The sequence below is a fragment of the uncultured Halomonas sp. genome (genome assembly GCF_947501415.1).
Classification (GTDB): Bacteria; Pseudomonadota; Gammaproteobacteria; order Pseudomonadales; family Halomonadaceae; genus Halomonas.
On sequence record NZ_CANMVL010000017.1, the window covers coordinates 68,244 to 87,360 of the forward strand.

Here is a 19,117-nt window from a genome sequence, read left to right on the forward strand (position 1 = left end):
GGGGCTGTCATCCGCGGGGTCCGATCCTAGCCGAAGCATCCGCCACCGGGAGCCGCCATGGCCAAGCCTGCCTTCGACACCCTGCGTGCCCTGGCCATCGCCAGTCAGGCGCTGGGTTTTATCCTGATCATCACCCTGGAAACCGTCATGGGCGACGCCGCCCGCCCCTGGCAGGGCTGGACCCTGGCGGCCATGGTGGTGGCCGCGCTATGGATCGCCCTGGTGCGACTCTATCGGCGCAATCGGGCCCGCAAGGCGCACTCCCGGCGACAGGCGGCGGGGGGCGAGACTGACGAGGACGACGACTGATGCCACCGTCATGCCGGCGAAGACCGGGGAGGGGGCTTGGAGCGAAGCGAAGCCCTACCGAAGGGCTATGCTGAGAGAAGCGGGCCGTGCCGCGCCCCTTACCTCTCGGCTGCTGCAGGAGTGACGCCATGTACGCCAAGATTCTGGTTCCCCTCGACGGTTCCGAACACGCCATCAAGGCGCTGAGGGTCGCCGCCTCCCTGGCTCGTGCCGGGGCATCGACGCTGCATCTGATGACCGTGGCGGAGTATCCGCCGGACAACGTCGGGCTGTTTGTCGGCGGCTCCGCCGACCCCTTCTCCGAGGAGGAGCGTGAGCAGATGGCGCAGGCGATGAGGGACAAGGCTCGCAAGGTGATCGATCAGGCGCGCTCCCTGGTCGATCTCGACGGCCTGGACGTGAAGGAGAGCGTGTCTCAGGGGCGTCCCGCCGAGCAGATCAAGGAGCGGGCGGAAACGATTGGCGCCGACGTCATCGTGATGGGCAGCCGTGGGCTCGGCAATGTGCGCGGCATGATATTCGGCAGTGTCTCCCATAAGGTCAGCCATATCGCCGGCTGCGGGGTGATCACCGTGACCTGAGCTATCACATGACCCCCGCTTGAGGCAGGCGGGAGTCGTCGGCAACGCAAAACGGCCACCGCTCTGATGAGCTAAGTGGCCGTTTAACGTCCTCGCTCTTCAGGAAGTACTGGTCGATGAAGGGCTTCTCCAGCATCCGTGTTTTCGGGTCCTCCCATGCTGTGGCTATCTGTGTGAATGCATTTCCCTCAGCATGCCGGTGACAGGTCAGCAGCTTGTTTCGGATATTGCGATTTTTGTTTATTTCGAATAGCCTGACAGGTACCGATAGAACACGAGACGGTAGCCTGCAGTAGCGGGCTGCGTGGAGGACATGACATGAACGTTGCCACTCAAGATACCGTGCCCGACAACCTCGAGCTCACCCACCTGGCCAGGGCCAGCGCCACCGAGCTTAGCCAGCTGCTACGCGAGCGGCCCGACAGCGACCGTGCGCATATCAAGCTGGATGGGGCGGACCTGGTGCTGCCCCGTCAGGCGCTGGTGCTGCTGCGTGACCTGCTGACCGAGATGGCACAGGGCAATGCCGTGACCATCCTCCCCACCCATGCCGAGGTGACGACCCAGGAAGCCGCCAACATGCTCAATGTCTCGCGGCCCCACCTGGTCAAGCTGCTCGAGGAGGGTGCAGTTCCCTTCTCCCGAGTGGGCACACACCGTCGCATTCGTCTGCAGGATCTGTTGGCCTACAAGCGCCAGCAGGAGGAGGTCTCCGAGGCCGCCCTTCAGGAGCTGGCCGATCAGGCTCAGGACCTGGATATGGGCTACTGATGCGCTTCGTGGTCGTCTACGACGCCTGCGTGCTCTACCCCGCACCCTTTCGGGATCTGCTGATGAGACTGGCTACTTCGGGGCTCTACGCGGCGCACTGGACCGAGCAGATTCACGGCGAGTGGACGCGCAACCTGCTCAATAATCGCCCAGAGCTTGCCAAAGCGCTGCCGCGAACCGTCAAGCTCATGAATCGGGCGGTGCCGGATGCGCTGGTCACCGGGCACGAGCCGTTGATCCCCGCTCTCGAGCTGCCCGACCCTGACGACCGCCACGTGCTGGCCGCAGCCATTCGCGCCGGGGCGCAATTGATCGTCACCTTCAACTTGAAGGACTTCCCGGCCGATACCCTGGCCCGCTTCGGTATCGAGGCCGTCCATCCCGATACCTTCCTGGAGCAGCAGTTCGAGCTGAATGAGGGGCTGGTGCTCAGGACCGTCCATCGCCACCGTGCCAGCCTGCGCAAGTCGCCAAGAAGCGCCGAGGAGTACCTCGACACCCTGGCGGCCTGTGGTCTGATCGTCACGGCGGACCGATTGCGAGAGTTCATCGAGGTCCTGTAACAGTCAGCAGGCTTCCTTTGCCTGGCCATCGCCTTCAGCCGCGGGCGGGAAACGTTGACGAAATGGTTGAGCCGCTGTGCCAGCCAGGTTTGGCACTCGTCCTCGCTGGCGAAGTCGCTGAGTTGAGCATGGCAGGCGTGATCGCGCTGCCCCCAGCCGCTTGTGGAACCTGCGCAGACGACTTCCTGGCGCTTGGAACCTGGAAGGCTGGCAACGCAAAACGGCCACCGCTCTGATGAGCTAAGTGGCCGTTTTTACTGATGTTCTTGGTCGGAGTAGCAGGATTCGAACCTACGACCTCTGCCTCCCGAAGGCAGCGCTCTACCAAGCTGAGCTATACTCCGATGTCGTTTTCGAGGAGTGTCCCTGATCGACGCAGCGTAGTTTACGCAGATGGCGGGAAAATGCAACCCCGCCAGGCCTTTTCATGCCTGGCGATCCACCGCGAGGTGGGCCAGCTCGGCCATGCTGTCGCGGTAGGGGCTTTCGGGCAGCGCCTCGAGCTGAGCCAGGGCCAGGTCGGCCATCTCCACGGCGCGCTGGCGGGTGTACTCCAGGGCGCCGGTGGCGTTGATGATCTCCAGGACCTCCTGCAGGTGATCCAGCCCCCCCTGGCGAATCGCCTTGCGGATCACCCTGGTCTGCTCCGGGGTGCCCTTGGCCATGGCCTGAATCAGCGGCAGGGTGGGCTTGCCTTCGGCCAGGTCGTCGCCGACGTTCTTGCCCATCGCCTCGGCGTCGCCCTGGTAGTCGAGCAGGTCGTCGATCAGCTGGAAGGCCAGGCCCAGGTAACGGCCATAGAGTTGCAGCGCGGACTCCTGTTCGGGAGTCGCCTCGGCGAGAATGGCGCCGCTATGGCTGGCCGCCTCGAACAGCATGGCGGTCTTGCCCTGGATGGTCTCGAAGTAGGCGGCCTCGTCGATATCCGGGTTGCCCACATTGGTGAGTTGCTGCACCTCGCCCTCGGCGATCACGCAGGTGGCGGAGGAGAGCACATCCATGATGCGCATGGAGCCCACCTCGACCATCATCTGGAAGGAGCGCGAGTAGAGGAAGTCGCCGACCAGCACCGAGGGGGCGTTGCCCCAGGCGTCGTTGGCGGTGGCCTTGCCGCGACGCAGGTGCGACTCGTCCACCACGTCGTCATGCAGCAGGGTGGAGGTGTGCATGAACTCGATCAGGGCGGCCAGGGTGATATGCCGGTCGTCCCGGTAGCCCAGGGCGCGGGCCGAGAGCAGTACCAGCAGCGGGCGCAGGCGCTTGCCGCCGCTGACGATGATGTGCTGGCCGATGGTCTCGACCAGCGGGATGCGAGAGCCGAGCTTGGCCATGATGGTGCGGTTGACGGCGGCGAAGTCCTCGGCCACGACGGCGTGGATCGGGGAGGGGGCGGCGGTGTCGGAAGCGGAAGCGTGGATGGGCATGTAGGCGGTATCAACAGTCGGTTGGGCCGGGGCGAGGCGGCCCCCTGCTGGCCTTGGATTGCCGGCCATGCTATGGGGCGTCCTCGGGGGCGTCAAGGCGGCGGCAGAAACGCCCATCTCGCGGGTTGTCTGCCGGGTCGCCTGTCGTTATAATTCGCGACCCACTCATCTCGCTCCCTGTCAGATGGTTGCCGAAAGGGGCGCCACTCGAAGCAGGCCGACGAAGAGCCCAACCCCGATGAGTCCTGGAGAGAAAAGCATGTACGCAGTTATCAAGAGCGGTGGCAAGCAGTACCGCGTTCAGGAAGGCCAGACCCTGAAGCTCGAGAAGATCGAAGTCCCGACCGGCGAGTCCATCGACTTCGACGAAGTGCTGCTGGTCGGCAGCGACGACGAGGTCAAGGTCGGCGCGCCCCTGGTTGACGGTGCCAAGGTCTCTGCCGAGGTCGTTTCCCACGGCCGTGGCGACAAGGTCACCATCATCAAGTTCCGTCGCCGCAAGCACAGCATGAAGCGTCAGGGCCACCGTCAGTGGTTCACTGAAGTCAAGATCACCGGGATCTCCGCCTAAGCGGTCCATCCCCCTGAACGGAGGTTTATACCATGGCACATAAGAAGGCAGCGGGTTCTACCCGTAACGGTCGCGATTCCGAATCCAAGCGCCTTGGCGTCAAGCTCTTCGGTGGCCAGGCCGTGACCGCCGGCAACATCATCGTTCGCCAGCGCGGCACCAAGTTCCACGCCGGCACTGGCGTCGGTATCGGCAAGGACCACACCCTGTTCGCTCTGGACGAAGGCGTGGTCAAGTTCGAGACCAAGGGTCCGAAGAACCGCAAGTTCGTCAGCGTCGTCTCTGCCTGAGACACCTGATTCTTGCCGCGAGAAGGCCCCGCCATGGCGGGGCCTTCTTGTCTTTATTATGGCGGCCGAAGCGGTACAGGCAGCCTGGAGAGTGACAGATGCAGTTCGTCGACGAATCCTCGATCATTGTGGAAGCCGGCAAGGGGGGCAACGGCTGCCTCAGCTTCCGGCGCGAGAAATACGTGCCCAAGGGTGGCCCCGATGGCGGCGACGGCGGCCATGGTGGCAGCGTCTACCTGATCGGTGACGACGCCCTCAACACCCTCATCGACTTCAAGTACCAGCGCTTCTACAAGGCCCAGAACGGCCAGCCCGGCATGGGTCGGCAGATGAGCGGCAAGGCCGGTGAGGACCTGCACGTCAAGGTGCCGGTGGGTACCACAGTGATCGACGAGGACACCCTCGAGGTGATCGCCGACGTCACCGAGATCGGCCAGGTGGTGCTGGTCGCCCAGGGTGGCCGCCGCGGGCTTGGCAATATCCACTTCAAGTCCTCCACCAACCGGGCGCCGCGTCGCACCACCCCGGGTACCGATGGCGAGCGCCGCAACCTGCGTCTGGAGATGAAGGTGATGGCCGACGTGGGGCTGCTGGGCCTGCCCAACGCGGGCAAGTCGACGCTGATTCGCGCCGTCTCGGCGGCCAAGCCCAAGGTGGCCAACTACCCCTTTACCACCCTGGTGCCCAACCTGGGGGTGGTGAAGCTCGGCATGCACGAGCACTTCGTGATGGCCGATGTGCCGGGGCTGATCGAGGGTGCCTCGGATGGCGCCGGCCTGGGGCTGCGCTTCCTCAAGCACCTGACTCGCACTCGGCTGCTGTTCCACGTGGTGGATGTGGCGCCCTTCGACGAGTCCGATCCGGTGGAGGCCGCCGAGGCGATCATCCACGAGCTGGGCGAGTTCTCGCCGGCCCTGGCCGAGCTGCCGCGCTGGCTGGTGCTCAACAAGCTCGACCTGCTCCCGCCGGAGGAGCGCGAGGCCACGGCCGACGAGATCGTGCGTCGCCTGGGCTGGGAGGGTCCGGTGTTCCGTGTCTCGGCGATCGGTAGCGATGGCACCGATGCGCTGGTGCAGGCGGCCTACCGCTGGCTCACCGAGCAGCGCCGCCTGGAGAACGAGGACGAGGAGGCCGCCGAGCGCGCCCGCGAGATGCGCGAGCGCATGGAGGAAGAGGCAGTGGCCCGTACCGAGGCGCGCCTGGGGCGCAAGCGCAAGCCCTCCGCCGAGGACGATGATGACTTCGATGACGACGACTACGATGTCGAAGTTGAATACGCGCCCTGAGAGAGCTCTTGTCGGTGCCGGGAGTCGATGGGGTCAGACCCCATCTGGTTGGGGGTCTGACCCCATGGATGCCAGGGTTATGAGCGAATGGACAGTGACGAGCAGGTGATGGGTCGCGAGGCGCTGAAGGGCGCCCGCCGGGTGGTGGTAAAGATCGGCAGCGCCCTGCTGACCAACGACGGGCGTGATCTCGACGAGGCGGCGATCGGCGGCTGGGTCGATCAGATCGCCACGCTGCATCGGCGTGGCATCGAGGTGGTGCTGGTCTCCTCCGGCGCCGTGGCCGCGGGCATGGTGCGACTCGGCTGGCAGGCGCGCCCCTCGGCGGTGCATGAGCTGCAGGCCGCGGCGGCGGTAGGCCAGAATGGCCTCACCGAGTGCTACGAGGGCCACTTCGCACGCCATGACCTGCTCACCGCCCAGGTGCTGCTGACCCACGATGACCTCTCCAACCGCAAGCGCTACCTCAATGCACGCTCGGCGCTGCGCACCCTGGTCGACCTGCGGGTGGTGCCGGTGATCAACGAGAACGACACCGTGGTCACCGACGAGATCCGCTTTGGCGACAACGACACCCTGGGGGCCCTGGTGGCCAACCTGCTGCAGGCCGACGCCCTGGTCATCCTCACCGACCAGGAGGGGCTGTTCGACGCCGACCCGCGCTTGAACCCCGAGGCCCGGCTGATCGCCGAGGGGCGCGCCGACGACCCGGCCCTGGCGGCCGTGGCCGGCGGCGGCGGGGCGCTGGGGCGTGGCGGCATGACCACCAAGATTCGCGCCGCCAGCCTGGCGGCGCGCTCCGGTGCCGTCACCGCCATCGCCAGCGGTCGCCAGTCCGATGTGCTGGTTCGGCTGGTCGATGGCGAGCGCCTGGGCACCCTGCTGCGGCCCGATCAGGCCCCCATGGCGGCGCGCAAGCGCTGGCTGGCCGGGCAGCTCCAGGTGCGCGGCACCCTGACCCTGGACGCCGGCGCGGTGAAGGTGCTGCGCGAGAGCGGCTCCAGCCTGCTGCCGGTCGGGGTGAGGGCGGCGGCCGGGCAGTTTCGGCGCGGCGATATGGTGCTGTGTGTCGACGAGCAGGGCGAGCGAGTGGCCAAGGGGCTGGTCAACTATGGGGTCGACGATGCGCAGCGCATCATCGGGCAGCCAAGCCACCAGATCGAGGCGATCCTCGGCTTTATGGAAGCGCCGGAACTGATTCATCGCGACAACCTGGTGGTGCTGTAGGCCAGGGTGATTGCAGGTGGCAGCATCGCTTAAGGCTGTTCCGGCGACAGGCCGTCGAGGGGGCGCTACGAGTACTTCCGTGTAGGCTACCTCGGCCATCCTTGGTCCTCGGACCCCCTCTCCGACCTGTCCCCGGCGCCTTTCGCTATCAACCTGTCGGTTACTGCGATAGCCCTGTGTTATAGACCAGGACCTATGGCAAGCCCCGCCCGGGCTATGGTAGGATGCGCCATCCTCTCAGACACGGCCCGTGAACGATCGCCGCACCAGCAGCGGTCGGCCAGATGGCCAAACCGGCGGTAAAGATGACTCTTTGCTGCCGGATCAATACGTTATCGCAGCCGTCATTACACGGGCGGCGAAGAATCTCCAAGGAGACAGCAAGTGGCAAACAGCAAGCAAGCTCGCAAGCGCGCCCGTCAGGCCGAAGGTCGTCGTGTCCTGAAGGCCAGTCAGCGCAGCATGGTCCGCACCTACATCAAGCGCGTTATCACCGCCATCAACGGTGGTGACCACGCCGAGGCGATGACCGCCTTCCAGAAGGCGCAGCCGGTCATCGACCGCATCGCCGACAAGGACGTGCTTTCCAAGAAGAAGGCCGCGCGCCTGAAGAGCCGCCTGAACAAGCGCATCAAGGCCCTGGCTGCCTAAGCCTGTCCGATGCCATCGAGAGCCGGCCACTGGCCGGCATCTCGTGAAAAAACCGGCTGCGGCCGGTTTTTTTGTGGCCGTTAGTTATCAAGCCGAGGAACAGACGTGGCGGATCGCGAACAGGCGCCACCGGCAGCGGTGGACGAGAACGACAGGGTAGTGGCCCCCAAGGGCGGCGGGCTGATGCGCTCGGGCCTGGTGGTCAGCGTGATGACCATGCTCTCGCGGGTGATGGGGCTGGCGCGTGACGTGGTGATCGCCGCGCTGTTCGGCGCGGGGCAGGGGGCCGACGCCTTCTTCGTCGCCTTCAAGATCCCCAACTTCATGCGCCGGCTGTTCGCCGAGGGCGCCTTCAATCAGGCCTTCGTGCCGGTGCTCTCGGAGTACGCCACCCGGGGCAGCCGACGCGAGGTGCGCGAACTGCTCGATGCCGTCTCCGGCAGCCTGGCCGCGGTGCTGTTCCTGCTGACCGCGCTGGCCATGTTTGCCGCCCCCTGGCTGGTATGGGTGTTCGCCCCCGGCTTCGGTCGTGACCCGGCCAAGCTGGCGCTCACCGCCGACATGCTGCGCCTCACCTTCCCCTATCTGCTGCTGATCTCGCTCACGGCCTTTGCCGGCAGCGTGCTCAACACCTGGAACCGCTTCGCGGTGCCGGCCTTCACCCCGGTGCTGCTCAATCTCTCGCTGATCGGGGCGGCGCTGCTGCTGACCCCGCTGATGAGCGAGCCGGCCATGGCGCTTGCCTGGGGGGTGTTGATCGCCGGTGTGGCCCAGCTCGCCTTCCAGGTGCCCTTTCTGGTGCGGCTGGGGCTGGCGCCGCGGCCCTGGCCCAGTTTCGCCCATGCTGGCGTCAAACGGATCATGAAGCTGATGGTGCCGGCGCTGTTCGGCGTCTCGGTATCGCAGATCAATCTGCTACTGGATACCGTGCTCGCCTCGCTGCTGGCAGCGGGTAGCGTCTCCTGGCTCTACTACTCCGACCGCCTGGTGGAGCTGCCGCTGGGGGTGTTCGGCATCGCCATCGGCACCGTGATCCTGCCGGCCCTGTCGCGCCGCCATGCCGAGCAGTCCGGCGAGCACTTCAGCGCCATGCTCGACTGGGCGATCCGCACCGTGCTGCTGCTGGGGCTGCCCGCGGCCCTGGCCCTGGCCCTGCTCGCCGAGCCGCTGCTGATCTCGCTGTTCCACTACGGCGCCATGACCGAGCGCGATATCGCCATGGCGGCGATGAGCCTGCGCGCCTACTCCCTGGGGCTGGTGGCCTTCATGCTGATCAAGGTACTGGCGCCGGGCTTCTTCGCCCGCCAGGACACCAAGACCCCGGTGAAGGTCGGCATCATCGCCATGGTCGCCAATATGATCTTCAACCTGATCCTGATCTGGCCCCTGGCCCACGCCGGCCTGGCGCTGGCCACCGCGCTCTCGGCATTCATGAACGCCGGCCTGCTGGGCTGGCTGCTCAGGAAGCAGGGCGTGCTGGTGTTCCAGCCCGGCTGGGGCCGCTATGCGGTCCAGCTGCTGGGTGGCTGCGCAGTGATGGGGCTCGGCCTCTGGTGGTTCTCTCCCGACTGGCAGGCGTGGCTCGGCTGGGGTGTCTGGCAGCGTGTCGCCTGGCTGGCGGCGCTGGTGATCGGCGGTGCAGGCCTCTACTTCGCCTGGCTGGCCGCCACCGGGGTGCGGCTCAGGCACTTCAGGATGAAGGGCTAGGCTGGTGTCGAGCTCGGCATCATTGTGGGAGGCCGGCTCAGCCGGGCGAATGGAGGCCGCAGGCCTCCTCGGCGGGCGGTAGCGGGCGTGGGCAGCACCGCCGAGGCGCCTGGCGTCGCCACTCGCGATGCGTAGCATCCCTTCTGTGGCATGCCTGATGCTGAAGACTAGCCCGCCCCGGCTGTCAAGGGGCCGTCTGTCCGGTATAATCGACGATTTAACCACCATTCGACGCCGAGCGGGGCTCCAGCACGCCATGCAAGTGATTCGAGGACTGCACAACCTGCGCGACGAGCATCGTGGCTGCGTGGCCACCATCGGCAACTTCGATGGCGTCCATCGTGGGCATCAGGCGATTCTCGAGCAGTGTCGCGAACAGGCCCGGCGTCTCGGCCTGCCGGTGACGGTGGTGGTGTTCGAGCCGCAGCCCCGCGAGTTCTTCGCCGAAGACCAGGCGCCGCCGCGGCTTACCCGCCTGCGCGACAAGGTGCGGCTGCTCGGCGAGGCGGGGGTGGAGCGTGTGCTCTGCCTGCCGTTCAACGATGCCCTGCGCAGCCTGACCGCCGAGGCCTTCATCCAGCGGGTGCTGATCCAGGGGCTGGGCGTGCGCCACCTGGTGGTGGGCGATGACTTCCGCTTCGGCTGCGACCGCCGTGGCGACTTTCATCTGCTGACCGCGGTGGGCGAGGCCGAAGGCTTCGGCGTGGAGCATACCCGCACCTTCACCATCGACGATGAGCGGGTCTCCAGCAGCCGTATTCGCACCCTGCTGGCCAGCGGCAACTTCGAGGCCGCGGCACGCCTGCTGGGGCGGCCCTATCGTCTGGGTGGCCGCGTGGTGGCCGACCAGAAGCTTGGCCGCACCATCGGCGTGCCCACCGCCAACCTGCCCCAGCCGATGCGCTCCCTGGCGCTGCATGGGGTCTATGCGGTACTGACCGAGCTGCCCGATGGTCGCCGCCTGCCGGGGGTGGCCAATATCGGCTGGCGGCCCACGGTGGGCAGCGTGCGGCCGGTGCTCGAGGTGCACCTGTTCGACTTCGACGGTGACCTCTATGGCGAGCGCCTGGTGGTGGTGCCCTGTGCCAAGCTGCGCGGCGAGGTGAAGTTCGAGGACTTCGCGGCGCTCAAGCATCAGATCGGCCTCGACCAGCAGCGTGCTCGCGATTACTTCTTTAAGCACCCCGAAGCCGGTGCTAACGGTTCTCGGCACTCCGAAGCCGGTGCTAAGAGCGCTCGGCACCCCGAGACCTTCGGTAACGATGATTCTCTTCCTCTGGCATCGGCGCCGCTGGCGCGCGAGGCCGTGACACTCGATTCCTCGGCGGGTATCTCCGCCGACCATGACGACGGCTGATCCCCAGAATATGAGCGACTACAAGCCCACTCTGAACCTGCCAGAAACCGACTTCCCCATGCGCGGCATGCTGCCCAAGCGCGAGCCCGAGCGGCTGGCCCAGTGGCAGCAGCAGGATATCTACCACCGCCTGCGCGAGGCGCGCCAGGGTCGTGAGCTGTTCGTGCTGCACGATGGCCCTCCCTACGCCAATGGCAGCATTCATATCGGTCACGCCGTCAACAAGATCCTCAAGGACATCATCGTCAAGTCGAAGAACCTGGCCGGCTTCGATGCCCCCTACGTGCCCGGCTGGGACTGCCATGGCCTGCCCATCGAGCACAAGGTGGAGACCACCCACGGCAAGCAGCTGGAGCCCGAGCGCGCCCGCGAGCTGTGTCGCGAGTATGCCGCCGAGCAGATCCAGGAGCAGCTCAAGGACTTCGTTCGCCTGGGTGTGGTCGGCGACTGGGACAACCCCTACCGCTCCATGGACTACGCCAACGAGGCGGGCGAGATCCGCGCCCTGGCCGACATGGTCGAGGCCGGCTATGTGTTCAAGGGGTTGAAGCCGGTCAACTGGTGCTTCGACTGTGGCTCCGCGCTGGCCGAGGCCGAGGTGGAGTACCAGGACAAGCAGTCCGACGCCATCGACGTAGCCTTCCCGATCGAGGACGCGGACCGCCTGGCCGCCGCCTTCGGCCTGGAGGCGCTGCCCAAGCCGGCCGCGGTGGTCATCTGGACCACCACGCCCTGGACCGTTCCCGCCAACCAGGCGCTCAACATGCACCCGGAGTTCACCTACGCCCTGGTGGACACCGGCGAGCGGCTGCTGGTACTGGCCGAGGAGCTGGTGGAGTCGTGCCTGGAGCGCTTCGGCCTGAGCGGCGAGGTAATCGCCACCGCCCGTGGCGAGGCCTTCGACGGCATCCGCTTCCGCCATCCGCTCTATGAGCGCCTGTCGCCGGTCTATCTGGCGGATTACGTGGAGTGCGAGGTGGGCAGCACCGGCATCGTCCACTCGGCGCCGGCCTACGGCGTGGATGACTTCGTGACCTGCCGTGCCCACGGCATGACCTTCGACGAGATCGAGAGCCCGGTGCAGGGCAACGGCGTCTACGTCGACAGCCTGCCGTTCTTCGGCGGCCAGATGATCTGGAAGGCCAACCCCCAGATCGTTGCCAAGCTCGAGGAAGTCGGCGCGCTGATGGCTCACAAGCCGATCACCCACAGCTACATGCACTGCTGGCGCCACAAGACGCCGGTGATCTACCGCGCCACCGCCCAGTGGTTCGTGGGCATGGACGTGGCCGGCAAGGATGGCCGCACCCTGCGCGAGCGTGCGCTCGAGGGCATCGAGGCCACCCGCTTCACCCCGGCCTGGGGCAAGGCGCGCCTGCACAGCATGATCGCCAACCGCCCCGACTGGTGTATCTCCCGCCAGCGCAACTGGGGCGTGCCGATTCCGTTCTTCCTGCACAAGGCCAGCGGCGAGCTGCACCCGCGCACCGTCGAGCTGATGGAGGAGGCCGCCAAGCGCGTCGAGGCCGAGGGCATCGATGCCTGGTTCCGCCTCGATCCCGCCGAGCTGCTGGGCGAGGAAGCCGCCGACTACGACAAGGTCACCGATACCCTGGACGTGTGGTTCGACTCCGGCACCACCCATCGCCATGTGCTGCGGGGTTCGCACCCCCACGGCCATGAGAGCGGCCCGCGCGCCGACCTCTACCTGGAGGGCTCCGACCAGCACCGCGGCTGGTTCCACTCCTCGCTGCTGACCGGCTGCGCCATCGACGGCCACCCGCCGTACCGTGGCCTGCTCACCCACGGCTTCACCGTGGATGCCCAGGGCCGCAAGATGTCCAAGTCGGTGGGCAACGTGGTCGCCCCCCAGCAGGTGATGGACAAGCTCGGCGCCGATATCCTGCGCCTGTGGGCCGCCTCCACCGATTACTCCGGCGAGATGGCGGTCTCCGACGAGATCCTCAAGCGCACTGCCGATGTCTATCGCCGTATCCGCAACACCTCGCGCTTCCTGCTCGCCAACCTCAATGGCTTCGAGCCGCAGCGCGACGCGCTGCCATTCGATGAGATGCTGGCCCTGGACCAGTGGGTGGTGGACCGCGCCGCCCAGCTGCAGGCGCGCATCGAGACCGCCTATGAGGAGTATCGCTTCCTGGATGTCTACCAGCAGGTGCACGGCTTCTGTGCCCGCGAGCTGGGCGGCTTCTACCTGGACGTGATCAAGGACCGCCAGTACACCACCCAGGCCGACTCGGTGGCGCGCCGCAGCGCCCAGACCGCGCTCTATCATGTGGTCGAGGCGCTCTCGCGCTGGGTGGCGCCGATCCTCAGCTTCACCGCCGAGGAGATCCATGAGCATATCCCCGGGGCGCGCGGCGACAGCGTGCTGCTCGAGGAGTACTACACCGGGCTCGAGACCCTGGCCGATGACGCCGAGATGGGCCGCGACTTCTGGGAGCAGGTGCTCAACGTCAAGCAGGCGGTCAACAAGTGCCTGGAAGACGCCCGTAACGCCAAGGCGATCAAGGGCAGCCTGGCCGCCGAGGTCACCCTCCATGTGGACGATGCCCTGCATGCCACACTGGCCAAGCTGGGCGACGAGCTGCGCTTCGTGATGCTGACCAGCGAGGTGCGCCTGGCACCGCTGGCCGAGGGTGAAACGCCCGAGGGTGCCGAGGCCACCGAGCTCGAGGGCCTCAGGGTCGCCGTCAACGAGAGCCCGAACCAGAAGTGCGAGCGCTGCTGGCACCACCGCGAGGATGTGGGCAGCCACGCCGCGCATGTCGACCTCTGCGGCCGTTGCATCAGCAACCTGCCGGATGGCCCGGGCGAGACGCGTCACTATGCGTGAGGTGTCGCCCATACCGCCGGTGCACCAGCCCCTGCGCTGGCTATGGCTGGCGCTGGCGGTGGTCGTGCTCGACCTGGCCACCAAGTACGCCGCCTCTGCCTGGCTGCAGTACGCCCGGCCGGTGGAGGTGTTGCCGTTCTTCAACCTGACGCTGCTGCACAACACCGGCGCGGCCTTCAGCTTCCTGGCCAGCCACCCAGGCTGGCAGCGCTGGCTGTTCGCCACCATCGCGGTGGGGGCCAGCATCGGCCTGACGCTCTGGATGCGCCGGCTCAAGCGTGACGAGACGCTGCTCGCGGCGTCGCTGGCCATGATCATCGGCGGCGCCCTGGGCAACCTCTACGATCGCCTGGTGCACGGCTATGTGGTCGACTTCCTCTCCTTCCACGCGGCGGGCTGGTATTACCCCGCTTTCAATGTGGCGGACATCGGCATCACCCTGGGCGCCATCGGGCTGATCTGGGAGTCGGTGTTCGGCGAGAAGCGTCGCGCCCGCCACCGGGACTAGGCCACCCAAGACAACCGCGAGAATTTGTAGGAGGCCGGCTCCGCCGGCGGTGCGACGTTTCGCCGAATGGCGCCGAAGGCGCCCCGGCGGTGCCACCCGGCCCTAGCAAGATTACCGAACCGAAATCCTGTTTACCGAGTCCCAATTCCCATGACCGACCAGAACAGCCCGCAGCACCGCATCGACGAGGGCATGGAAGTGACCCTGCACTTCACCCTCAAGCTGGAAGACGGCACCGTGGTGGACTCCACCCGCGACAAGGCCCCGGCCACCTTCCAACTGGGCGACGGCAACCTGCCGCCCGGCTTCGAACACCCCATGAAGGGCATGAGCGCCGGCGAGAGCGCCACCTTCGAGATCACCCCGGAGCACGCCTTCGGCCAGCACAACCCGCAGAACATCCAGCGCCTCAAGCGCGAGGACTTCGGTGAAGAGCCCCTGGAGATCGGCACCGTGATGTCCTTCGCCGACCCCGCCGGCGGCGAGCTGCCCGGTGTGATCAGCGCCATCGAGGGGGAGCAGGTGGACGTGGACTTCAACCACCCGCTAGCGGGGCGTACCCTGACCTTCGAGGTCGAGATCATCGACGTAGTGCCGGCCACTACCCACTAAGCCATTTCGCCCTGGCAATCAGCTAGACTGATGCTGCTTCGCATCAAGGATTTTTCACCATGCAAATCAGGCTCGCCAATCCCCGTGGCTTCTGCGCTGGCGTCGACCGCGCCATCGAGATCGTCAACAGTGCGCTGGACGTGTTCGGTCCGCCGATCTACGTGCGTCATGAGGTGGTCCATAACCGCTTCGTGGTCGACAGCCTGCGCGAGCGGGGAGCGGTATTCGTCGAGGAGCTCCATGAGGTACCCGACGACGTGATCGTGATCTTCTCCGCCCATGGCGTCTCTCGCGCCGTTCAGGAGGAGGCTGAGCAGCGTGGCCTCAAGGTGTTCGACGCCACCTGCCCGCTGGTCACCAAGGTGCACCTGGAGGTGCTGCGCTACGCCCGCCGTGGTCAGGAGTGCGTGCTGATCGGCCACGCCGGCCACCCCGAGGTGGAGGGCACCATGGGGCGCTACGACACCAGCCTCGGCGGCACCATTCATCTGGTGGAGAATGAGGAGGACGTGGCCACCCTCGAGGTGAAGGATCCGAGTCGCCTGGCCTATGTTACCCAGACCACCCTCTCCATGGATGACACCGCCAAGGTGATCGACGCCCTTCGCGCCCGCTTCCCGGACATCCAGGGGCCGCGCAAGGATGACATCTGCTACGCCACCCAGAACCGCCAGGACGCCGTGCGCGAACTCGCCGACGGCGCGGATCTGGTGCTGGTGGTGGGAAGCCCCAACAGCTCCAACTCCAACCGCCTGCGTGAGCTCTCCGAGCGGGTCGGCACCCCCGCCTATCTGGTCGACAACGCCGACCAGATCGACCCGGCCTGGCTCGAGGGCGTCAATGCCATCGGCGTCACCGCCGGCGCCAGCGCCCCGGAGGTGCTGGTGCAGGGCGTGATCGAGCGGCTCAAGAGCCTCGGCGCCAGCGCCCCCGAGGAGCTCGCCGGCCGCGAGGAGACCATTACCTTCTCCATGCCCCGCGAGCTGCGTGAGCGCGTGATCGTCAGCGAGTAGCGGCGCCGCAATCACCGCCCGCGCCAAGCCGGAAACGCCGCCGTCACCCGAAAGACGGCGGCGTTTCTGTCTCCCGGGAAGGGGTATGGGCGCATTGCACGGGTATGGGGGGCAGGGGTGACGATCATGCCCGATAGCCAGCAGCGCCTCAGCGCCTAGTCCATCATGGCAGATGTGCAGGATGGCGCTCACCCTGGCAGCATGACATTTTTGGTCCATCACCCTACCGGAGTCTCGCCTCTTGATACATACTGAAACAAATACATCACTCGTAGGGAGACGTCACGCGTGATCATCGACACCTCTCAACGCACTCCCCGGCGTCCGGCAGGCACTGCCCGGCACAGCGCCGGCTTCAGTCTTATCGAGCTGATGATTGCGGTCGCCGTCATCGGCATCTTGGCGTCGATTGCGTATCCGAGTTATCAACAGTATGTAGAGCGTAGCCGGCTGTCTGATGGTCAGGCAGGTCTGATGCAGGCTGCTAGTGAGATGGAGCGTTGTTATACGAAGGAGTACACCTACAAGAAGGATTGTCTCAAGACGACCTCTTCACCTGAAAATGTCTACCCAACAATTGAATTTGATGGTGATCCCTCTGCTTCTTTCAAGCTGCAGGCAATAAATGGATCACGAGTACCTTCTAATTGCAAAAAGATATGGGTGAAAAGTGATGGAACGCGTGGCCCCGATGCTTGTTGGTAAGGAATTATGAAAGTTGAGCGAGGTTTTACGCTTATTGAGCTTATAGTAACCATCGCCGTTGCCATTATCTTGACGACTGTGGCGGTGCCGGGGTTTCAGCGCATGATGGCAGTGAGCCATGTTGCCTCGGACTATAATGAAGTGCTCTCTGGTATCAACTATGCTCGAAGCGAGGCCATAAAGAAACGCAAGAATGTAACCTTTACGGTGTCTCAGTCGAAGCCCTGGGAGTATAAAGTGTCAGATGGTGGTGATATTCGTATTCGCACTGGAAGAGACGAGCGTACCTGGCTGACCAAGGACTTTTCGGTTACCTTTGGCTCCCTTGGCAAGCCGACAGGCTCCTGCTCTTCGGGTTGCACTCTGACACTAAGCAATGCGTACTCGGAAGTGGATGACCGCACCATCAATATCAGCCCCATGGGGCGAGCGGGAGGTGGCTCATGATGGGCCTTTCTTCCAACAGGCTGCGCGGTTTTACCTTGATTGAGGCGCTGGTTGCCCTGCTGGTGCTGTCCATCGGCATGCTGGGTGTGGCAGCCATGCAGCTCAAGTCCCTGCAAGGAGCCCATGCTGCCTATCAGCGCTCCTATGCCACCTTGATCGCCGTCGATGCCCAAGAGCGAGTCTGGAAGGAGTTTTCATCCGATCAAGAGTGCCCTTCGGATATTGCTCAAGTATCGACAGATTGGAAGGGGCATTGGTTTCCCGATATGGCTCCGTTTGCGGATGCTGGCAGTGTGATTAGAGACAAGGATGGAAGTGGCTCTGACCTTCCTAAGTGCGAGTATCAGGCCGTCGTGAGTTGGAAAGAAGAGCGCTTGAGTGATGCCGCTAGTGAGTTTGTCTATAAGTTTCGACTGCCGGAGATTAATTGATGATGCCGGATGTACGCTTTCCTCACCGAGTCCCGTCATCTTCCTCCGGGTTTTCGCTTGTCGAACTCATGGTCGCCATGGTGATTGGTCTGATCATAATTTTAGGTGCCGGCCAGCTTTTTTTAACCGTATTTCAGACTAACCGTCAAGTCGAGCTGCTTAGCGAAAAGCAAGCGGCTATCACCTTCCTTACCGAGGATTTGATTAGAGAGGTAAGGCGAGGAGAGTTTGAATCTGTGGATTATAGGTTGTCCCGGATCAATAAAAACGAGGAGCCTGCTGTAATTGAGAGAAAAGATGGTGCCAACTTTCAGGCGCTTGTGGGTGGGTTGATGATGCCTCAGGGTGCGAGTGAAGAAAACATTCTTTTTTCAAACTCAAGTTATGGGTTGGCGACATCAAGTGGCGCTGTGACAACTTTTGATTTTGAGTTGGAGAGTGTGGATGGCAGTCGAGATCCTATAAAGTTTATTGCTGTAGATCGTACTACTGCAGCTGGTGGTAGTAAAGGCGGTGCCGAGTCTGGGGGTGGTGAGGCCGGTGGTGGTGCTGGTGGTGCTGGTGCTGGTGGTGCCGGTGGCCATAACCCATCAACTACGCCTAATCCTGATAATCCTGGTTATTATATGGATGGAAGTAAAATGTACAGTGATAGCTGCTACCATAAGAATCACGGATTTCGCCCTGGGAAGGGAGGGTGCGAGGTATGAGTAGACAAAAAGGCGCAGCGCTAATAGTCGTCCTTTCTCTGCTGACAGTATCGCTGATGGTTGGCCTGACTAGCATGCAATCATCGCAGCTCGATGAGCGGCTGGCAGGGAATTACAAGGCGCAATCTCAGGCGCAGATGGCAGCCGAAGAGGCCGCATCGATGGGGTTTGATAATATTGAGTCCGCAGATTGGGATAAGGCTCCTGAAATTTCTGACTTGGAGGGCTTGACTTGGTCTGACTTGAGTGACGGAGAGGACGGTGAATGTCAACTTCCTGTGGCGTGTTATTATAAATATGTAAAAGAAGGGGGAGAAGAATATATTATTGCTGCTGGAGAGGTTGTGAGTTCTGGTGCTACTAGCAATATTTTGGTCGTAAAAGTTATTCCTCCTAGTTCCGGTATGGGGAATTTTGCAACCACTAGCCTTGTTGGTGATGTTAAAGACGGTGCGCTTCAACTGCCAAGCTCTTCGGCTAGCGAGGTTTCAGAGGGCGAGTATGTTAATGATGATGGTGAGGCAGTGTCTGTGGCTTCTTTCATGATAGAGTTCGGGCTGTCAAGTTATACTAAAGAAAGTGTTGTTAAGATTGGGTCGAAAGCAGCTTTGACAGAAAGTAATACAGGCTATTTTTCAAGCTCTGTTCAAGATAGGTTGGACCTTATTAAAAGAATGTATGATAATAACTCAGTAACTAGCAAGAAGGACGCAAAGAAAAATCCATGTTCAGGGCTGTGCTTTTATGATAAGGGGCTAAAGCATACTGGTAACGGAACGCTTGAAGGTGTTCATATTGTTCTTGATGGTGATGTGCAGGTTGGTGGTAATGCTGATATTCAGGGCGTGTTAATTGTTTTGAACTTGGGGGATAATGAGATAGATGATGCGAGTTGGGATGCAGATGAGCTAGGCGAGGTTAAAAAGGCTAAACTCAATGGAGGAGGTAATAAAGGTACTGTATGGTTTGATAGTGATGTGGTAAAGGCCGCGCTTTCGTCTGGGGGGGTTACCTTAGATGAGTTTTTTGGTGGCGCCGGTGGAGGGGGTAATGGTGGAGGTGGTGGTGTAGGTGGTTGGGGTATAGAAAGTTGGAAGTAA

21 protein-coding genes and 1 tRNA gene are annotated in these 19,117 nt (G+C 63.6%); 20 read left to right on the top strand and 2 right to left on the bottom strand.

Annotated features, from left to right (window positions below; genetic code table 11):
* Positions 1-57: 57 nt before the first annotated feature.
* The 4 genes from Q0894_RS12070 to Q0894_RS12085 all read left to right on the top strand — a co-directional run bounded on the left by Q0894_RS12070 (position 58) and on the right by Q0894_RS12085 (position 2,224).
* On the top strand, positions 58-309 hold the full coding sequence (locus Q0894_RS12070) for a hypothetical protein (protein WP_132044169.1): 252 nt from the start codon (positions 58-60) through the stop codon (positions 307-309).
* Between the two features lie 128 nt (positions 310-437).
* Positions 438-890 (top strand): universal stress protein, encoded by a 453-nt coding sequence (locus Q0894_RS12075; protein WP_132044171.1) that lies wholly within the window; start codon positions 438-440, stop codon positions 888-890.
* Positions 891-1,208: 318 nt separating this feature from the next.
* Positions 1,209-1,661, top strand: a complete 453-nt coding sequence (locus Q0894_RS12080) for a helix-turn-helix domain-containing protein (RefSeq protein WP_132044173.1) — start codon at positions 1,209-1,211, stop codon at positions 1,659-1,661.
* Positions 1,661-2,224, top strand: a complete 564-nt coding sequence (locus tag Q0894_RS12085) for a PIN domain-containing protein (protein ID WP_299235667.1) — start codon at positions 1,661-1,663, stop codon at positions 2,222-2,224. The genes Q0894_RS12080 and Q0894_RS12085 overlap by 1 nt, the downstream gene beginning before the upstream one ends.
* Positions 2,225-2,491: 267 nt before the next feature.
* Here the strand turns inward: Q0894_RS12085 and Q0894_RS12090 are convergent.
* Positions 2,492-2,568, bottom strand: a tRNA-Pro gene (locus Q0894_RS12090).
* A gap of 81 nt (positions 2,569-2,649) precedes the next feature.
* Positions 2,650-3,648, bottom strand: coding sequence for an octaprenyl diphosphate synthase (ispB, locus tag Q0894_RS12095; RefSeq protein ID WP_299235669.1), 999 nt, complete (start codon positions 3,646-3,648; stop codon positions 2,650-2,652).
* A 259-nt stretch (positions 3,649-3,907) separates the two neighbouring features.
* Between ispB and rplU the strand changes: the two genes are divergently transcribed.
* From rplU to Q0894_RS12175, 16 genes are all read left to right on the top strand, one after another.
* On the top strand, positions 3,908-4,219 hold the full coding sequence (gene rplU, locus Q0894_RS12100) for a 50S ribosomal protein L21 (RefSeq protein WP_132044179.1): 312 nt from the start codon (positions 3,908-3,910) through the stop codon (positions 4,217-4,219).
* A 32-nt stretch (positions 4,220-4,251) separates the two neighbouring features.
* Entirely contained in the window at positions 4,252-4,509 is a 258-nt protein-coding gene (gene rpmA / locus Q0894_RS12105) for a 50S ribosomal protein L27 (protein ID WP_132044181.1), read from the top strand.
* Positions 4,510-4,607: 98 nt separating this feature from the next.
* A complete protein-coding gene (gene cgtA, locus Q0894_RS12110; protein WP_132044183.1) occupies positions 4,608-5,795 on the top strand; it encodes an Obg family GTPase CgtA in 1,188 nt (395 codons plus the stop codon).
* 87 nt (positions 5,796-5,882) lie between these two features.
* Positions 5,883-7,022: a glutamate 5-kinase gene (gene proB, locus Q0894_RS12115; RefSeq protein ID WP_299235673.1), complete on the top strand. Its 1,140-nt coding sequence runs from the start codon at positions 5,883-5,885 to the stop codon at positions 7,020-7,022.
* Between the two features lie 384 nt (positions 7,023-7,406).
* Entirely contained in the window at positions 7,407-7,673 is a 267-nt protein-coding gene (gene rpsT / locus Q0894_RS12120) for a 30S ribosomal protein S20 (protein WP_132044187.1), read from the top strand.
* 183 nt (positions 7,674-7,856) lie between these two features.
* Positions 7,857-9,380 carry a murein biosynthesis integral membrane protein MurJ gene (gene murJ, locus Q0894_RS12125; protein ID WP_299235818.1) on the top strand — a complete coding sequence of 508 codons (1,524 nt, stop codon included), beginning with the start codon at positions 7,857-7,859 and terminating at the stop codon, positions 9,378-9,380.
* A 256-nt stretch (positions 9,381-9,636) separates the two neighbouring features.
* Positions 9,637-10,737 (top strand): bifunctional riboflavin kinase/FAD synthetase, encoded by a 1,101-nt coding sequence (gene ribF, locus Q0894_RS12130; protein WP_299235675.1) that lies wholly within the window; start codon positions 9,637-9,639, stop codon positions 10,735-10,737.
* A gap of 10 nt (positions 10,738-10,747) precedes the next feature.
* Complete coding sequence (ileS, locus tag Q0894_RS12135) at positions 10,748-13,591, top strand: isoleucine--tRNA ligase (RefSeq protein ID WP_299235677.1); 2,844 nt, start codon at positions 10,748-10,750, stop codon at positions 13,589-13,591.
* On the top strand, positions 13,584-14,099 hold the full coding sequence (gene lspA, locus Q0894_RS12140) for a signal peptidase II (protein WP_299235679.1): 516 nt from the start codon (positions 13,584-13,586) through the stop codon (positions 14,097-14,099). The genes ileS and lspA overlap by 8 nt, the downstream gene beginning before the upstream one ends.
* Positions 14,100-14,249: 150 nt before the next feature.
* On the top strand, positions 14,250-14,711 hold the full coding sequence (gene fkpB, locus Q0894_RS12145) for an FKBP-type peptidyl-prolyl cis-trans isomerase (protein WP_161424024.1): 462 nt from the start codon (positions 14,250-14,252) through the stop codon (positions 14,709-14,711).
* Positions 14,712-14,770: 59 nt separating this feature from the next.
* Positions 14,771-15,724, top strand: a complete 954-nt coding sequence (ispH, locus tag Q0894_RS12150) for a 4-hydroxy-3-methylbut-2-enyl diphosphate reductase (protein ID WP_299235687.1) — start codon at positions 14,771-14,773, stop codon at positions 15,722-15,724.
* A 288-nt stretch (positions 15,725-16,012) separates the two neighbouring features.
* On the top strand, positions 16,013-16,429 hold the full coding sequence (locus tag Q0894_RS12155; protein ID WP_299235690.1) for a type IV pilin protein: 417 nt from the start codon (positions 16,013-16,015) through the stop codon (positions 16,427-16,429).
* Positions 16,430-16,435: 6 nt separating this feature from the next.
* Positions 16,436-16,876, top strand: coding sequence for a GspH/FimT family pseudopilin (locus Q0894_RS12160; RefSeq protein WP_299235693.1), 441 nt, complete (start codon positions 16,436-16,438; stop codon positions 16,874-16,876).
* Positions 16,873-17,307, top strand: coding sequence for a type IV pilus modification protein PilV (gene pilV, locus Q0894_RS12165; protein ID WP_299235696.1), 435 nt, complete (start codon positions 16,873-16,875; stop codon positions 17,305-17,307). The genes Q0894_RS12160 and pilV overlap by 4 nt, the downstream gene beginning before the upstream one ends.
* Entirely contained in the window at positions 17,307-18,017 is a 711-nt protein-coding gene (locus Q0894_RS12170) for a prepilin-type N-terminal cleavage/methylation domain-containing protein (protein ID WP_299235699.1), read from the top strand. The genes pilV and Q0894_RS12170 overlap by 1 nt, the downstream gene beginning before the upstream one ends.
* Positions 18,014-19,117: a PilX N-terminal domain-containing pilus assembly protein gene (locus Q0894_RS12175; RefSeq protein WP_299235702.1), complete on the top strand. Its 1,104-nt coding sequence runs from the start codon at positions 18,014-18,016 to the stop codon at positions 19,115-19,117. The genes Q0894_RS12170 and Q0894_RS12175 overlap by 4 nt, the downstream gene beginning before the upstream one ends.

Coding starts and splice junctions, on each gene's coding strand:
- Q0894_RS12080 (WP_132044173.1), top strand. CDS start 1,209: ATGAACGTTGCCACTCAAGATACCGTGCCCGACAACCTCGAGCTCACC.
- Q0894_RS12085 (WP_299235667.1), top strand. CDS start 1,661: ATGCGCTTCGTGGTCGTCTACGACGCCTGCGTGCTCTACCCCGCACCC.
- murJ (WP_299235818.1), top strand. CDS start 7,857: ATGCGCTCGGGCCTGGTGGTCAGCGTGATGACCATGCTCTCGCGGGTG.
- Q0894_RS12175 (WP_299235702.1), top strand. CDS start 18,014: ATGAGTAGACAAAAAGGCGCAGCGCTAATAGTCGTCCTTTCTCTGCTG.
- Q0894_RS12075 (WP_132044171.1), top strand. CDS start 438: ATGTACGCCAAGATTCTGGTTCCCCTCGACGGTTCCGAACACGCCATC.
- cgtA (WP_132044183.1), top strand. CDS start 4,608: ATGCAGTTCGTCGACGAATCCTCGATCATTGTGGAAGCCGGCAAGGGG.
- ileS (WP_299235677.1), top strand. CDS start 10,748: ATGAGCGACTACAAGCCCACTCTGAACCTGCCAGAAACCGACTTCCCC.
- pilV (WP_299235696.1), top strand. CDS start 16,873: ATGATGGGCCTTTCTTCCAACAGGCTGCGCGGTTTTACCTTGATTGAG.
- ispH (WP_299235687.1), top strand. CDS start 14,771: ATGCAAATCAGGCTCGCCAATCCCCGTGGCTTCTGCGCTGGCGTCGAC.
- fkpB (WP_161424024.1), top strand. CDS start 14,250: ATGACCGACCAGAACAGCCCGCAGCACCGCATCGACGAGGGCATGGAA.
- ribF (WP_299235675.1), top strand. CDS start 9,637: ATGCAAGTGATTCGAGGACTGCACAACCTGCGCGACGAGCATCGTGGC.
- Q0894_RS12170 (WP_299235699.1), top strand. CDS start 17,307: ATGATGCCGGATGTACGCTTTCCTCACCGAGTCCCGTCATCTTCCTCC.
- Q0894_RS12160 (WP_299235693.1), top strand. CDS start 16,436: ATGAAAGTTGAGCGAGGTTTTACGCTTATTGAGCTTATAGTAACCATC.
- ispB (WP_299235669.1), bottom strand. CDS start 3,648: ATGCCCATCCACGCTTCCGCTTCCGACACCGCCGCCCCCTCCCCGATC.
- proB (WP_299235673.1), top strand. CDS start 5,883: ATGGACAGTGACGAGCAGGTGATGGGTCGCGAGGCGCTGAAGGGCGCC.
- Q0894_RS12070 (WP_132044169.1), top strand. CDS start 58: ATGGCCAAGCCTGCCTTCGACACCCTGCGTGCCCTGGCCATCGCCAGT.
- rpmA (WP_132044181.1), top strand. CDS start 4,252: ATGGCACATAAGAAGGCAGCGGGTTCTACCCGTAACGGTCGCGATTCC.
- lspA (WP_299235679.1), top strand. CDS start 13,584: ATGCGTGAGGTGTCGCCCATACCGCCGGTGCACCAGCCCCTGCGCTGG.
- rplU (WP_132044179.1), top strand. CDS start 3,908: ATGTACGCAGTTATCAAGAGCGGTGGCAAGCAGTACCGCGTTCAGGAA.